Source organism: Saccharothrix coeruleofusca (assembly GCF_014648515.1).
Lineage (GTDB): Bacteria > Actinomycetota > Actinomycetes > Mycobacteriales > Pseudonocardiaceae > Actinosynnema > Actinosynnema coeruleofuscum.
Genome location: NZ_BMRG01000003.1, coordinates 20,113 through 35,416 on the forward strand (window position 1 = coordinate 20,113; position 15,304 = coordinate 35,416).

Sequence of the window (15,304 nt, forward strand, 5' to 3'; positions counted from 1 at the left end):
CCTCACAGCTTGGCGCACTGCCCCAGCTTGGGACCGCGCACCTCGTTGGCCCACCCGTTGTCGACGGGCGCGGGTTCGCCGCCCACGCAGGACAGCGGGCCCGCCACGGTGTTGGCCGCCAGCGCCGTGCCACCCCGGTTGCCGATCAGGGTGACCGGGCCGCCCACCGACGTGGCCTCCAGGGAGACCTCGCCGCGCGTGCCGGTGATGCTCACCGGGCCGCCGACCTCGGTGTCGACCAGCACGACCGCCGCCGCGCCCGCCGCGGAGACCGGGCCGCGCAGCTGCCCGCCGAACACGTAGAGCGACGCGCCCTGGGTGACGGCGACGGGGCCGGTCACCGTGCCGCCGTCCACGCAGGTCACGCCCTCGCGGACGGTCAGCGAGCCGGTGTGCTGGTCGGTGATGGTGTTCGCGCAGGTGACGAACGGCTTGGCCAGCAGCTCGACCTCGGCGAGGGTCGCCGAGGACGGGAACTCCAGGCGGTAGTGCTGGTAGTGGCCGGGCTTGGCGATCTTGAACGGCCTGGTCTGCTGCCGCCAGGTGAACGACTCGCCGGAGCGCTCGTCCACGGTGACCCAGGTCTTGCCGTCGTAGGAGCCCTTGAGCACCCACCCGGTCGGGTCGCCCGCCGCCTTGCCCGAGGTCAGCGTGTAGAACTCGGCCTTCTCCTTCTTGTCCTCCAGGTCGACCTGGAGCCAGGACAGCGAGCCCTCGGTGGTGGAGGTGTTGTCCAGCACCCGCGCCGGGTCGGCGGAGGCGGTCACCGTCGCCAGGCCGGTCACGTCGCGCAGCGGCTTGGCGGGCTCGCCCGCCGGGGTCAGCGACGGCGGGGCGGCGTCCGCCCCGGTGGCCCACTTCGACGGCCTGGGGCCCATGTCGAAGTCCAGGGTGCCGCCGTTGGCGATCTCCGAGTGCGGCAGGTACGCCTTGTCCCACTTCTTGCCGTTGACCTTCAGCGACTGCACGTAGATGTTGCGGTCGCTGTTCTTCGGCGCGTTCACCACGAGCTTGCGGCCGTTGTCCATCTTCACGGTCGCCTTGGTGAACAGCGGGGAGCCGATGGCGTAGGTGTCGTTGCCCATCTGCAGCGGGTAGAAGCCCAGCGCGCTGAACAGGTACCACGCCGACTGCTCGCCGTTGTCCTCGTCACCGGGGTAGCCCTGGCCGATGTCGCTGCCGGTGTAGAGGCGGCCCAGCATCTCCCGGACCTTCTCCTGGGTCTTCCACGGCTGGCCCGCGTAGTCGTACATGTAGGTGATGTGGTGGGACACCTGGTTGCTGTGCCCCAGCTGCCCCATGCGGACGTCGCGCGCCTCGGTCATCTCGTGGATGACGCCGTTGTAGGAGCCGGTGAACTTGCCCGTCTCGGGGGTGGCGAAGAAGTCGTCGAGCTTCTTGGCCAGCCCGTCGCGCCCGCCGTAGAGGTTGGCCAGGCCCTGGCCGTCGTGCGGCACCGAGAACGCCATGTTCCAGCCGTCGGTCTCGGTGTAGTCGTAGCCCCACACGCGCGGGTCGTACTCGTCGGCGGGCACGCGCCACGTCCCGTCGGGGTTGCGGCCCTGGAAGAACTTGGCTCCGGGGTCGAACATGTGGACGTAGTTCTGCGCACGGTTGGTGAAGTACTCGTAGGACTCCAGGTACTTGGCCTCGCCGGTCCGCTCGTGCAGCTTCTTGGCCATGTTGGCGATGCCGTAGTCGTTGACGTAGCCCTCGATCGCCCACGACATGCCCTCGTGGGAGGCCGTCGAGGTGTAGCCGGTGAAGATCGAGGTCTCCAGGCCCTTGCGGCCCACGCCCGCGCTCGGCGGCGCCACGGTGGCGTTCTTCACCGCCGCGTCGTAGGCGGACTTGGCGTCGAAGTCCTCCACGCCCTTGACGAAGGCGTCCGCGAACGCCACGTCGGAGCTGGTGCCGGTCATCAGGTCGGCGTAGCCGGGGGAGGACCAGCGGGAGATCCAGCCGCCGTCGCGGTACTGCTGCACGAACCCGTCGGCCAGCTCACCGGCCTTGTGCGGGGTGAGCAGGCTGTAGGCGGGCCAGGCGGTCCGGTAGGTGTCCCAGAACCCGTTGTTGACGTAGATCTTGCCGTCGACGACCTTCGCGCCGGTCCGCGTCGGCGTGCTCGGGGCGGCTGGCTGCACCGGGCTGGCGTACTGGTACTTGGGGTCGGCCGCGGTGCCGGTGTTCTCGAAGCCCGAGTTCGGGTACAGGTAGAGCCGGTAGAGGTTGGAGTACAGGGTGGTGAGCTGGTCCTCGGTCGCACCCTCGACCTCGACCATGCTCAAAACCTTGTCCCACGCCCGCTGCGCGCGGTCGCGCACCGAGTCGAAGGTGTCCGAAGTGGACACTTCCAGGTCGAGGTTCTTCTTGGCCTGCTCCACGCCCAGCAGCGAGGTGGCCAGCTTCAGCGTCACGGTCTTGTCGGCCGAGGTGTCGAACTGGAAGTAGCCCGCCACGTCGTCGCGGCCCACGCCGGTGAGCCTGCCGCTGCCCTTGACCGGCTTGTCCACCACGCCGTAGACGAACAGCCGGGTCGCGCCGACGGACAGGTCGCTCTTGACGTCGGAGTAGCCGGTCAGCACACCGGAGGCCGGGTCGAGGGTCAGCCCGCCCGCGTTGCTGATGTTGTCGAACACCAGGTTCGAGGTGTCCTCGGTGAAGGTGAAGCGGAACAGCGCGGCGTGGTCGGTCGGCGCGATCTCGGTGCGCATCCCGTTCTCGAACGTCACGCCGTAGTAGTGCGCCCGAGCGGTCTCGTTCTCGTGCTTGAACGGCAGGGCGCGCACCGCGCGGTCGGCGGTGGGGGTGCCGGTGGACGGCATCACCTGGAAGGTCTGCCGGTCGCCCATCCACGGGCTGGGCTCGTGGCTGGCGGTGAACGCCTGGATGGTCGGCAGGTTGTCGTCGTTGTTGGTCTTGGCGTACTCGTAGAGCCAGCGGGTCGAGCCCGCGTTGGTCATCGGCACCCAGAAGTTGAATCCGTGCGGCACCGCGGTGGCGGGGATGTTGTTGCCGCGCGAGAAGGAGCCGCTGGAGTTGGTGCCGCGGGTGGTGAGCACGTAGTCGGTGGGCCGCGCGCGGTCGACGGTGGCGGGGGCGGACTTCACCGCGATGTCGTCGATCCAGCCGTTGAACGCGGCCGGGCCCTTGGGGTTGTCGTAGGCGACCAGGACGCGCTTGATCGTCTTGCCCTTGGCCACCGAGCCGATCACCGAGGCGACCCGGTTCCACTGGTTGGTGTAGAGCACCTTGGACTCGCCCTGGCCGCGCGGGGACAGCCCGAAGCCGTGCTGGTCGCGGGCGCCCAGGTCGCTGAGGTAGGTGCCGTCGGAGAACGCCAGGTCCACCGAGGCGTAGGTGGAGGGGTAGTTCAGGTCGTCGGTGATGAACGACGGGAAGATCAGGTAGGACAGCTCGGTGCGCGCGGTGACCGGGATGTCCACCTCGAACACCTTGTTGTAGGAGTAGCCGCGGCCCTCGGCGCGGTGCGTGCCCTGGTAGCGCAGCGCCTTCACGCCGGTGAAGCCCGCCCGCGCCTTGGCGTTGTAGCCGCCGGTGGCGCCCCTGCCCACGGTGGTGCGCATGTTCTGCGGGGGCGGCGCGTCCGAGCCGTCGGAGAACTGCACCTCGGCCAGCTGGGTGGCGTCCGGCGCGCCGGTGTTGGCGGTGATGTCGAGCCGGTAGTGCCGGTAGGCGGTGGTGTTGCCGGGGACCTCGTAGACGTTGGTCTGGTGCCGCTCGGCGAACGCCTCGCCCGCCCGCGTGTCGAGCGCGGTCCAGTTCTGGCCGTCGTTGGACCCGCTCAGGGTCCAGTCCTTCGGGTCACGCGGGCGCTCGTCGTTGGCCGACGACAGCGCGTAGCGCTTGACCGTGGCCGGCTCGGAGAAGGTGAACCTGACCCATCCCGTCCGGGTGAAAGCCAGCCACTTGGAGGTGATGTTGCCGTCGACGAGGTTCTCCTTGACCTCGCCCGCCTCGACGAACTCCGAGTTCGCCGCCACGTCCACGACCCCGTCGGTGATGTTGCCGGGGATGGTGGTGGAGTCGGCGCCGTCGACCCCCGAGGTCCTGGGCGCGCCGTCCGGGCCCGTCTCGACGGTGCTGCTCCACTTCGGCTGCGGCTGCCCGTCCTCGAAGGAGGTCGCGAAGATCGTCTCGCTCATGGCGGGCTCCCCCGGTGCGGCGGTCGCGGGGGTCCAGCCTGCCACCCCCGCCAGCACCACCGCAGCGGTCGTCGTCACGACCAGCGATCTCCTGCTTCGCATGTGCCCCATCGCGCACGCCTTTCGCCCCGATCCGGCCCGACTACCGGGCCGATTCGCGGGCCAGCGAAACTTTTGGCTGACATCGTTGTCAAGATCGGTCGCCCATTCTGTCCGCAGACCTGTCCGCCCGCTGCTCCAAGAGATCTACCCGCGCGGGCGGTGCAGGCTCGGGGGCGGACTTCAGCGGATCAGGTGAGAGTTATTCCGATGGGATGGTTGACCGCGAGTAGCGCTTACTCTCTGAGCGTAGTCGAGGTGGCCTCACCAGCGGATTCACTCAATCGTCGTAAATGTGAACCGGCCGGTAGTGGCATAGCGTTACGGGAACCTCCTCCTGGAGGCGGTGTCCTTCCGAAGAAGTGGAAGTAGGGGAGTCGGACGGGGAGTACGGGGGACGTGGTCCCCTTCCGACCGTGGCACGGGGCAGGTGCCGCGCCCGCATACACCTGCCCCGTGTAACTAACCAGTGCGCCTGCAAGTACCACCCGACGCCCCCGAACGGGCCGTTGTCCACTACCCGGCTCGGCGCGGGTGGTCAGGGGAGGGGTGCGGCGCCGCGCTGGCCGAGCAGCTGCTTCATGTAGTCGCCCTCGGCGGTCTGCGACTTGAGGATGTTCTCCGCCAGCGTGCGCACCACGTGCTGGCCCGCGTGCTTGGCCGCGTGCTCGGCCATCGGCGCGCCGCCTTCGTGGTGCCGCAGCATCAGCTGGAGGAAGTACACGTCGAACTCCTGGCCCGCCAGCGAGCGCAGCTTGGCCAGCTCCTCGGACGTGGCCATGCCGGGCATCAGCCCCGTGGCACCCGTCGTGCCGCCGTGGTGCGACTCACCCGAGCCCGCCATCCACGCCATGTGCGTGCCGTCGGGCGACTGCTCGGCGTAGCCCCACAGCGACAGCCAGCCCTTCATCCGCCCGACCTGCTCCTGCTGGGTGGCCTCGATGTCGAAGGCCAGCTGCCGGATCGCGTCGTCGGCGGTGCGGCCGGCGACGGCGCGGGCCATGGTCACGCCCTGCAGGTGGTGCTCGGCCATGTCCTGGGAGAACCCCACGTCGACCGAGTCGCGGGCGGGGGTGGACGAGGTCTCCGCGCCGGGCAGCTGGATCAGCAGGCCCACCGCCGCGCCCAGCAGGAGCACGGCCACCACGGCGACGCTGACGACGACCGCCCGCGTCGCCGTGGTGGTGCCACGGGATTCCACGATCAGCTGCTGGGCTGGGTGGACGGGGCCGTCCCGGTGTTGCCGGTCTCCGAGGTGTCCTCGGTGCCGCCCTCCATCGGGACCGCGCCCTCGCCCGGCGCCTCGGCCACGAACGGCGGCGGGTTGTCCACGTCGAAGGTGGACGAGTCGCAGGTCGCGCCGAGCTCGGGGTAGGTGTACTTGTTGGTCCGCAGCGACCGGATGAACTGGTCGATCCGCTCGTCGTCGGCGCTGTCCAGCTTCAGCTGGCGGCCCCACGCCTGCAGCGAGATCGGCTTGTCCAGGCCGGGGTAGGGCGAGAGCATGGTGAACGGCTGGCCGTCGGCCTTGGCCTTGAGCTTGTCCAGCGCGTCGCCGCTGACCTGGTCGGGGTTGTAGGCGATCCAGACCGCGCCGTGCTCCAGCGCGTGGACCATGTTCTCGTTGCGCACGGCCTTGTCGTAGACCACGCCGGTGCACACCGCCCAGGACTGGTCGTGCGGACCCCCGAAGGGCGGCGACTGGTCGTAGGCCACCCGCTGGTCCGGGGTGACGTGCTTGCCCGCCGGGTACTCCTTCTTCACCACGCCCGCGATCTGCTCGGACGGGTCCTTGTTCTCCTCGGAGGGCACCCACTTGGCCAGCGCGGCCTCCGCGGCGTTCTTCTCCGCGATGCGCGAGTAGGCGTAGGTGAACACGGTGCCTGCCAGCGCCAGGACGGCGATCACCGCGATGATGGTGCCCCACGGCTTCGGCTTGCTGGCCACCACCGAGGAACGCGCGGCCTGCACGCTGGAGCGCGCGGCCTTGGTCTTCTTGCCGCTGGTCATGTCCGCCTCAGGTATCGAAGTCGTACGCCGGTGCCGGAGCCAGTCTAGGGACTGGGTGTCTGGTCGCCGTCAACTGCCGTTCACCCGGTGTGCTGGTTAACAGTTGCCGTCCCAGCCTCCGGGATCGGTAAACCCGGTCGAGACCAGCGGGAACGCTTCCCTAGACTTGGGCGGGTGACTCCCGCTGCGCTCGCTGAACTGGTCCGTGCGACGGCCGTGGACGTGCTGTCCACCCGCGGCCTCGACCCCGCCGCCCTGCCCGCGGCGGTCACCATCGAGCGACCGCGCAACCCCGAGCACGGCGACTACGCGACCAACCTGGCCCTGCAGACCGCCAAGAAGCTGGGCGTGGTGCCGCGCGAGCTGGCCGGGTGGCTGGCCGAGGCGCTGACCGGCACCGGGGCCGTCGCCTCGGCCGAGGTGGCCGGGCCGGGCTTCCTCAACCTGCGGCTGGCCGCCGACGCCCAGGGCGCGATCGTGCGCGAGGTGCTGCGGCAGGGCCGGGCCTACGGCCACGGCGACCAGTTCGCCAAGATGAAGATCAACCTGGAGTTCGTCTCCGCCAACCCGACCGGCCCCATCCACCTGGGCGGCACCCGCTGGGCGGCGGTCGGCGACGCGCTGGGCCGCATCCTGGCGGCCAACGGCGGCGACGTGACCCGCGAGTACTACTTCAACGACGCGGGCGCGCAGATCGACCGGTTCGTCCGGTCGCTGATCGCCGCGGCCAAGGGCGAGCCCGCCCCCGAGGACGGCTACGCGGGCGCCTACATCGGCGAGATCGCCGCGGAGGTGCTGCGCCGCGAGCCCAGCGCGCTGAGCTCGCCGGACAGCCACGAGATCTTCCGCCGGATCGGCGTCGGGCTGATGTTCGACGAGATCAAGAAGGACCTGCACGAGTTCGGCACCGACTTCGACGTGTACTTCCACGAGAACTCGCTGCACGAGTCCGGCGCGGTCGCCGCCGCCGTGGACAAGCTCAAGGACTCCGGCGCGCTGTACTTCGACAAGGGCGCGTGGTGGCTGCGCTCCACCGAGTTCGGCGACGACAAGGACCGGGTGGTCATCAAGAGCGACGGCGACCCGGCCTACATCGCGGGCGACATCGCCTACCTGGTGGACAAGCGCTCGCGCGGCTTCGACCTGTGCATCTACATGCTGGGCGCGGACCACCACGGCTACATCGGCAGGCTCAAGGCCGCCGCCGCGGCGCTGGGCGACGACCCCGCCGCGGTCGAGGTGCTGATCGGGCAGATGGTGAACCTGGTCAGCGACGGCCAGCCGGTGCGGATGAGCAAGCGCGCGGGCAACGTCATCACCATGCAGGACCTGGTCGAGGCGGTCGGCGTGGACGCCGCCCGGTACGCCATGACCCGGTCGTCGGTGGACTCGTCCCTGGACATCGACCTGGACCTGCTGCGCAAGCGCAGCAACGACAACCCGGTGTTCTACGTGCAGTACGCGCACTCGCGGCTGGCCTCGCTGCTGCGCAACGCCGCCGACCTGGGCGTCGAGCCCGGCGACGCGCTGGAGCTGCTCGACCACGACCGCGAGGGCGACCTGATCCGCACCATCGGCGAGTTCCCCCGCGTCGTGGCCACCGCCGGTGAGCTGCGCGAACCGCACCGGGTCGCGCGCTACCTGGAGGAGCTGGCGGGCACCTACCACCGCTTCTACGAGGCGTGCCGGGTGCTGCCACGCGGCGACGAGGAGACCACCGACCTGCACCGCGCCCGGCTGCAGCTGTGCGCGGCGACCCGCCAGGTGCTGGCCAACGGCCTGGCCCTGCTGGGCGTCTCGGCCCCGGAGCGGATGTGATGCGCGCCCACCCCGCCGGCCCCCGGCACGCCGACGTCCTGATCCCCGGCAGCACCGCCGGGGTCCGCCCGCAGACCCCCGAGGAGCTCGACGAGCTGCACCCCCGCGTGTGGCCGCGCAACGCCGCGCGCGGCGACGACGGCGCGCTGCGGGTGGCGGGCGTGGACGTCCGCGCGCTGGTCGAGGAGCACGGCACGCCGCTGTTCGTGCTGGACGAGGCGGACTTCCGGTCCCGCTGCGCCGAGCACGCCCGCGCCTTCGGCGACCCGTCGCTGGTGCACTACGCGTCCAAGGCGTTCCTGTCCGTGTCGGTGGCCCGCTGGGTCGCCGAGGAGGGCCTGAGCATCGACGTGTGCAGCGGCGGCGAGCTGGCCATCGCGCTGCGCGCGGACTTCCCGCCGGAGCGGATCGCCTTCCACGGCAACAACAAGTCCCACGGCGAGCTGGTGGCCGCGGTCGAGGCGGGTATCGGCGTGGTGGTCGTCGACTCGTTCTTCGAGATCGCCAGGCTGGACCAGATCGCCCGCGAGCGCGGCCGGGTGCAGCCGGTGATGATCCGGGTCACCGTGGGCGTCGAGGCGCACACCCACGAGTTCATCGCCACCGCCCACGAGGACCAGAAGTTCGGCTTCTCGCTGACCTCGGGCGACGCCGCCGAGGCGGCCCGCCGGGCGCTCAAGGCCGAGGGCCTGCGGCTGGTCGGCCTGCACAGCCACATCGGCTCGCAGATCTTCGACGCCAGCGGCTTCGAGATCGCCGCCCGCCGGGTGGTCGGGCTGCTGGCGCAGCTGCGCGACGAGCACGGCGACGAGCTGCTGGAGCAGGTCACCACGCTGGACCTGGGCGGCGGCCTGGGCATCGCCTACACCCGCGACGACGACCCGCCGCCGCCCGCCGAGCTGGCCAGGCAGCTGCACAACATCGTGTCCAAGGAGTGCGAGCACGCCGGGCTGCCGGTGCCCAAGGTCGCGGTGGAGCCGGGGCGCGCCATCGTCGGACCGGGCATGGTGACCGTCTACACCGTGGGCACCATCAAGGACGTCCAGCTCGACGCGGGCGCCGTGCGGCGCTACGTCAGCGTCGACGGCGGCATGAGCGACAACATCCGCACCGCCCTGTACGACGCGGTCTACGACTGCAGGCTGGTCTCGCGGCCCGCCGAGCCGGACGCCGAGGCGGTGCTGTGCCGGGTGGTCGGCAAGCACTGCGAGTCCGGCGACGTGGTCGTGCGGGACTGCTGGCTGCCCGCCGACCTGGCCCCCGGCGACCTGCTGGCGGTGGCCGCGACCGGCGCGTACTGCTACTCGATGGCCAGCAACTACAACCGGCTCTCCCGGCCGGCGCTGGCCGCGGTGCTCGACGGCGAGGCCCGGTTGCTGCTGCGCCGGGAGACCGAGGAAGACCTGTTCCGCCTGGAGGTATGACGTGCCTGGCCAGAAACTGCCCGACGGCAAACCGATCCGGGTCGCCCTGCTGGGCTGCGGCACGGTCGGCGCCGAGGTGGTCCGGCTGCTCACCGACCAGGCCGCCGACCTCACCGCGCGCGTGGGCGCCCCGGTGGAGCTGGCGGGCATCGCCGTGCGCAAGCCGAACAAGCACCGCGAGGTGCCCGCCGAGCTGCTGACCACCGACGCGGCGGGCCTGGTCGCCTCGGACGTGGACGTGGTGGTGGAGGTCATCGGCGGCATCGAGCCCGCCAGGACGCTGCTGCTGGACGCGCTGCGCGCGGGCAAGTCGGTGGTGACGGCGAACAAGGCGCTGCTGGCCGAGCACTCCGGCGCGCTGTTCGAGGCCGCCGACGCCTCCGGTGCGGACCTGTACTTCGAAGCGGCCGTGGCGGGGGCGATCCCGCTGCTGCGGCCGCTGCGCGAGTCGCTGGCCGGGGACCGGATCACCCGCGTGATGGGCATCGTCAACGGCACCACCAACTACATCCTCTCCGGCATGGACGCCACCGGCGCGGGCTACGGCGAGGCGCTGGAGGAGGCCAGCAGGCTCGGCTACGCCGAGGCGGACCCGACCGCGGACGTGGATGGCTTCGACGCCGCCTCCAAGGCCGCGATCCTGGCCTCGCTGGCCTTCCACACCAGGGTCACCGCCGCCGACGTGCACCGCGAGGGCATCGCCGCGGTCACCGCCGCCGACGTGGCCGCCGCCAAGGGCCTGGGCCGCACGGTCAAGCTGCTGGCCATCTGCGAGCGGGTGACCTCGGCCAGTGGCGAGGAGTCGGTCTCGGCGCGGGTGCACCCGGCGATGATCCCGCGCTCGCACCCGCTGGCCGGGGTCGGCGGCGCGTTCAACGCGGTGTTCGTCGAGGCCGACGCGGCGGGCGAGATGATGTTCTACGGCAAGGGCGCGGGCGGCGCGCCCACCGCCAGCGCGGTGCTGGGCGACCTGGTGGCGGTGGCCCGCAACCGGGTCGTGGCCGGTCGCGGGCCGCGCGAGTCGGCCTACGCGGCGCTGCCGGTGCGGCCGATGGGGCAGACCCCGACCCGCTACCACATCAGCCTGGACGTGGCCGACAAACCGGGCGTGCTGGCGCAGGTGGCGGCGGTGTTCGCGGACCACGGCGTGAGCATCGCCGCGGTCCGGCAGGAGGTGCGCGTCGCGGACGCGAGCCTGGTGGTCGTCACGCACGCCGCGACCGACGCGGCGCTGCGCTCCACCGTGGACAAGATCGCCGGGCTGCCCGTGGTCCGGGAAGTGGTCAGCGTGATGCGCGTGGAAGGCGAGGAGTCATGACGATCCAGGCGGGCGTGCGACCGGGGTGGCCCGGCATCATCCACGCCTACGCGGACCGGATCGCGCTGCCCGAGGGCGCGCGGGTGGTCACCCTGCACGAGGGCGGCACCCCGCTGGTCCACTCGGCGCACCTGTCCGAGCTGACCGGCTGCGACGTGCACATCAAGGTCGAGGGCGCGAACCCGACCGGCTCGTTCAAGGACCGCGGCATGACCGTGGCCATGACGCACGCGCTGGCCAGCGGCATCTCGGCGGTGATCTGCGCCTCCACCGGCAACACCTCGGCCAGCGCCGCCGCCTACGCGGCCAAGGCCGGGCTGACCGCCGCGGTGCTGGTGCCGCGCGGCAAGATCGCGCTGGGCAAGCTGGCCCAGGCGGTCGCCCACGGCGCGCGCATCCTGCAGATCGACGGCAACTTCGACGACTGCCTCGAGCTGGCCAGCAAGACCGCCGCGGAGTACCCGGTGACCCTGGTCAACTCGGTCAACCCGGTGCGGCTGGTCGGCCAGAAGACCGCCGCCTGGGAGATCTGCGACGTGCTGGGCCGCGCCCCGGACGTGCACTGCCTGCCGGTGGGCAACGCGGGCAACATCACCGCCTACTGGCGCGGCTACTCCGACTACGCCGCCGACGGTGTGACCAACTCCACGCCGCGGATGTTCGGCTTCCAGGCGGCGGGCGCGGCGCCGCTGGTGCTGGGCGAGCCGGTGGCCAACCCGGAGACCATCGCCACCGCCATCCGGGTCGGCAGCCCGGCGTCGTGGGCGGGCGCGGTGGACGCCAAGGACTCCTCCGGCGGCCTGTTCGAGGCGGTCACCGACGAGCGGATCCTGGCCGCCTACCGGCTGCTGGCCAGGCACGACGGCATCTTCGTCGAGCCGGCGTCGGCCACCAGCGTGGCGGGCCTGCTGGCCACCGCCGCCGACGGCAGGCTGCCCAAGGGCTCCACGGTGGTGTGCACGGTCACCGGGCACGGCCTGAAGGACCCGGACACCGCGCTGCTGGGGATGGGCGAGGTCGAGCCGGTCCCGGTCGACCCCGGTGCCGTGGCCCACGCGCTGGAGCTGGCGTGACGGGTGTCCGCGTCACCGTCCCCGCCTCCACCGCCAACCTCGGCTCCGGCTTCGACGCGCTGGGCATGGCGCTGGGCCTGCACGACGTGGTCGAGTTCGAGGTCGTCGAGGAAGGGCTGGTCGTCGAGGTTTCCGGGGACTACACCGACGTCCCCACCGGCGAGGACCACCTGGTCGTGCGGGCCTTCCGGGCGGGCTGCGAGCTGCTCGACGTGAAGGTCCCCGGCCTGGTGCTGCGCTGCCGCAACACCATCCCGCACGCGCGCGGCCTGGGCTCGTCGTCGGCGGCCGTGGTGGCGGGCGTGGCGGCGGCGTTCGCGCTGGGCGGTCGCGAACCGGACACGAGTGCGTTGCAACTGGCCGCCGAGTTCGAGGGTCACGCCGACAACGCCGCCGCCTGCATGTTCGGCGGCGTGGCCATCGCCTGGTCGAAGGAGCGGCGGTTCCGGTCCGTCCGGGTCGACCCGCACCCCGACGTGTCGCCGGTGGTGCTGGTGCCCGAGCAGGAGTCGTCCACCAGGACCACGCGCGGGCTGCTGCCCGCGCGGGTGCCGCACGAGGACGCGGCGTTCGCCGCGGGCCGGTCCGCGCTGGCCGTGCACGCGCTGACCCGCGACCCGTCGCTGCTGCTCGACGCCCTGGACGACCGGCTGCACGAGCCGTACCGGGAACCGGCCTGGCCTGCGACGACGCGCCTGGTGGCGGCGCTGCGGGCGGCGGGGGTGCCCGCCGCGGTGTCGGGTGCGGGGCCGACCGCGCTGGCGCTGCCCCCCGGCGGGGTGCTGCCCGAAGAGGTGGACACCTCGGGGTTCGCGGTGCGACCGGTGCCGGTGGACCTCGACGGCGCGCGGGTTGCGCCACTCGGCTGAGGGCGCGACGCGCCGGGCACCGGTTGTTGCACCTGAACGGAGCGGCGTCTACCCTCGGGGCCATCAGTCACCGCGCGCACGGGCGCCGGTGTGGTGCCCGGACAGTCGCTCCGGAACGCATTCCTCCAGTGGCTCAGCCCTGTGCCGTACGGACGGGGTTGGCGCTGGAAGGCACCCGATCGCCGTGTGACCGAGAATCCGTCCTCTGTCGGTGGGCTCCGCATTCGTGCGCACGAGATCCGCCTGCACCGGATGGGACTGCCGTTCCGCGATTCGTCGGACGGCAGGTCCGCTGGACCGCGTAGGAGGCGCGGTCCGGTCAGGAAGGACATGTGTGAGCAACACTGATGTGCTGAGCAGCGAAGCTCCTGCTGCTCCCAACGCCGCTGCCAGTTCCGGAGCCGAGGAGACCGCTCTGACCACCCCTACCAACGGCAGCGCCCCCACGCGCAAGCGCGCGGGCCTCTCCGGCATGGTGCTGGCCGAACTCCGCGAACTCGCAGGTCAGCTCGGCATCACCGGTACCGCGGGGCTCCGCAAGGGTGACCTCATCGCGGCCATCAAGGAGCGGCAGGGCGGCACCTCCGGTCGGGGCAACGCCGCGACGCCGCCCAAGGCCGAGAAGGCCAAGGCGACCACCGCCGAGAAGCCCGCCGAGGCCCCCGCCGCCGAGAAGCCCGCCGACAAGCCCGTCGCGGACAAGGCCGTCGTCGAGAAGCCCGCCGCTGACAAGCCGGTCGACAAGCCGACCCAGCAGCAGCTCGACGTCACCGAGCGCCCCGCCGAGGAGGAGGGCGGCCGTCGCGGCAACCGCCGCCGCCGCTCCGCCAACCGGCCCGCGGGCAGCCCGGAGGCGCCCACGGGCGGCGAGGCCCCGCAGGCCGAGCGCCCGCAGCAGCCGGAGCGCGCCGAGCAGCGGTCCGACCAGCGCGGCGAGCGCCAGGAGCGGTCCGAGCAGCGCGGCGACCAGCGCGGTGAGCGCCAGGAGCGGTCCGAGCGCGGTGAGCGCGGCGGCCGTGCCGAGCGCGGCGACCGGCAGGACCGGGGCAACCGGGGCGACCGGCAGGACCGGGGCGACCGGGGCGACCGGGGCCAGAACCGCGACCGCGCGAACGGCCCGGACGACGGCGACGACGAGGACGGCGGCCGTCGCGGCCGCAGGTTCCGCGACCGGCGTCGCCGCGGCGGCCGGGGCGAGGGCACCGGCGGCGGGACGGACACGGAGGTCCGCGAGGACGACGTCCTGCTGCCCGTCGCGGGCATCCTCGACGTGCTGGAGAACTACGCGTTCGTCCGCACCTCGGGCTACCTGGCGGGGCCGAACGACGTCTACGTGTCGCTGTCGCTGGTGCGCAAGTACGGCCTGCGCCGCGGTGACGCCATCATCGGCGCGGTCCGCCAGCCCCGCGACGGCGAGCAGCAGCGGCAGAAGTTCAACCCGCTGGTGCGCGTGGACAAGATCAACGGCCTCGACCCGGAGGAGTCCCGCAACCGGCAGGACTTCACCAAGCTGACGCCGCTGTACCCCAACGAGCGCCTGCGGCTGGAGACCGAGCCGCACATCCTCACCACGCGCGTCATCGACCTGGTGATGCCGATCGGCAAGGGCCAGCGCGCCCTGATCGTGTCGCCGCCGAAGGCGGGCAAGACCTCGGTGCTCCAGTCGATCGCCAACGCGATCACCAAGAACAACCCCGAGTGCCACCTGATGGTCGTGCTCGTGGACGAGCGCCCCGAAGAGGTCACCGACATGCAGCGGTCGGTGAAGGGCGAGGTCATCGCCTCCACCTTCGACCGCCCGCCGTCGGACCACACCACGATCTCGGAGCTGGCCATCGAGCGGGCCAAGCGCCTGGTCGAGATGGGTCACGACGTGGTCGTGCTGCTGGACTCGATCACCCGGCTGGGCCGCGCCTACAACCTGGCCGCCCCGGCGTCCGGGCGCATCCTGTCCGGTGGTGTCGACTCGACCGCGCTCTACCCGCCGAAGCGGTTCCTCGGCGCGGCGCGCAACATCGAGAACGGCGGCTCGCTGACCGTGATCGCCACCGCGCTGGTGGAGACCGGGTCCGCGGGTGACAGCGTGATCTTCGAGGAGTTCAAGGGCACCGGCAACGCCGAGCTCAAGCTCGACCGCAAGATCGCCGACAAGCGCACCTTCCCCGCGGTGGACGTGGACTCGTCCGGCACCCGCAAGGAAGACCTGCTGCTGTCGCCGGACGAGCTGGCGGTCATGCACAAGCTGCGCCGCGTGCTGCACGCGCTGGACAGCCAGCAGGCCATCGACCTGCTGCTGGACCGGCTGCGCAAGTCCCGCACCAACATCGAGTTCCTGATGCAGGTGGCGAAGACGACGCCGGGCTCCGACAACGACTGATCGGCGCCCCGCGCACGGCCCGCCAGGCTCCCCGCCTGGCGGGCCGTCGTGCTCCCAGGGGCTCTTCAGCGACAGCCGCCGAGGGGCAGCCGCCCCGCCGCGACCAGCGCGGCGGTGCGCCTGCGCTCCACGAAGTACCGCGCGACCAGC

9 protein-coding genes are annotated in these 15,304 nt (G+C 71.8%); 6 read left to right on the forward strand and 3 right to left on the reverse strand.

The annotated features are described in order from the left end of the window. Positions 1-2 precede the first annotated feature (2 nt). From IEZ00_RS08500 to IEZ00_RS08510, 3 genes are all read right to left on the reverse strand, one after another. On the reverse strand, positions 3-4,277 hold the full coding sequence (locus IEZ00_RS08500) for a GH92 family glycosyl hydrolase (protein WP_189222641.1): 4,275 nt from the start codon (positions 4,275-4,277) through the stop codon (positions 3-5). A 526-nt stretch (positions 4,278-4,803) separates the two neighbouring features. Next, positions 4,804-5,466, reverse strand: coding sequence for a DUF305 domain-containing protein (locus IEZ00_RS08505; RefSeq protein ID WP_229795317.1), 663 nt, complete (start codon positions 5,464-5,466; stop codon positions 4,804-4,806). Positions 5,467-5,468: 2 nt separating this feature from the next. Further along, complete coding sequence (locus tag IEZ00_RS08510; protein WP_189222642.1) at positions 5,469-6,275, reverse strand: thioredoxin-like domain-containing protein; 807 nt, start codon at positions 6,273-6,275, stop codon at positions 5,469-5,471. A 174-nt stretch (positions 6,276-6,449) separates the two neighbouring features. Here IEZ00_RS08510 and argS point away from each other — a divergent pair, with 174 nt between their 5' ends. The 6 genes from argS (at position 6,450) to rho (ending at position 15,154) form a co-directional block, all read left to right on the forward strand. Then, the gene (gene argS / locus IEZ00_RS08515) at positions 6,450-8,093 is read left to right on the forward strand and encodes an arginine--tRNA ligase (protein WP_189222643.1); all 1,644 of its coding nucleotides are present in this window, start codon (positions 6,450-6,452) and stop codon (positions 8,091-8,093) included. Beyond that, the gene (gene lysA, locus IEZ00_RS08520) at positions 8,093-9,517 is read left to right on the forward strand and encodes a diaminopimelate decarboxylase (RefSeq protein WP_189222644.1); all 1,425 of its coding nucleotides are present in this window, start codon (positions 8,093-8,095) and stop codon (positions 9,515-9,517) included. Before argS ends, lysA begins: the two co-directional genes overlap by 1 nt. Position 9,518: 1 nt before the next feature. Beyond that, on the forward strand, positions 9,519-10,835 hold the full coding sequence (locus IEZ00_RS08525; protein WP_189222645.1) for a homoserine dehydrogenase: 1,317 nt from the start codon (positions 9,519-9,521) through the stop codon (positions 10,833-10,835). Further along, positions 10,832-11,908 carry a threonine synthase gene (thrC, locus tag IEZ00_RS08530; protein WP_189222646.1) on the forward strand — a complete coding sequence of 359 codons (1,077 nt, stop codon included), beginning with the start codon at positions 10,832-10,834 and terminating at the stop codon, positions 11,906-11,908. Before IEZ00_RS08525 ends, thrC begins: the two co-directional genes overlap by 4 nt. Further along, a complete protein-coding gene (thrB, locus tag IEZ00_RS08535) occupies positions 11,905-12,777 on the forward strand; it encodes a homoserine kinase (protein WP_229795319.1) in 873 nt (290 codons plus the stop codon). The genes thrC and thrB overlap by 4 nt, the downstream gene beginning before the upstream one ends. 334 nt (positions 12,778-13,111) lie before the next feature. Then, complete coding sequence (gene rho / locus IEZ00_RS08540; protein WP_189222648.1) at positions 13,112-15,154, forward strand: transcription termination factor Rho; 2,043 nt, start codon at positions 13,112-13,114, stop codon at positions 15,152-15,154. The last annotated feature ends 150 nt before the right edge of the window (positions 15,155-15,304 follow it).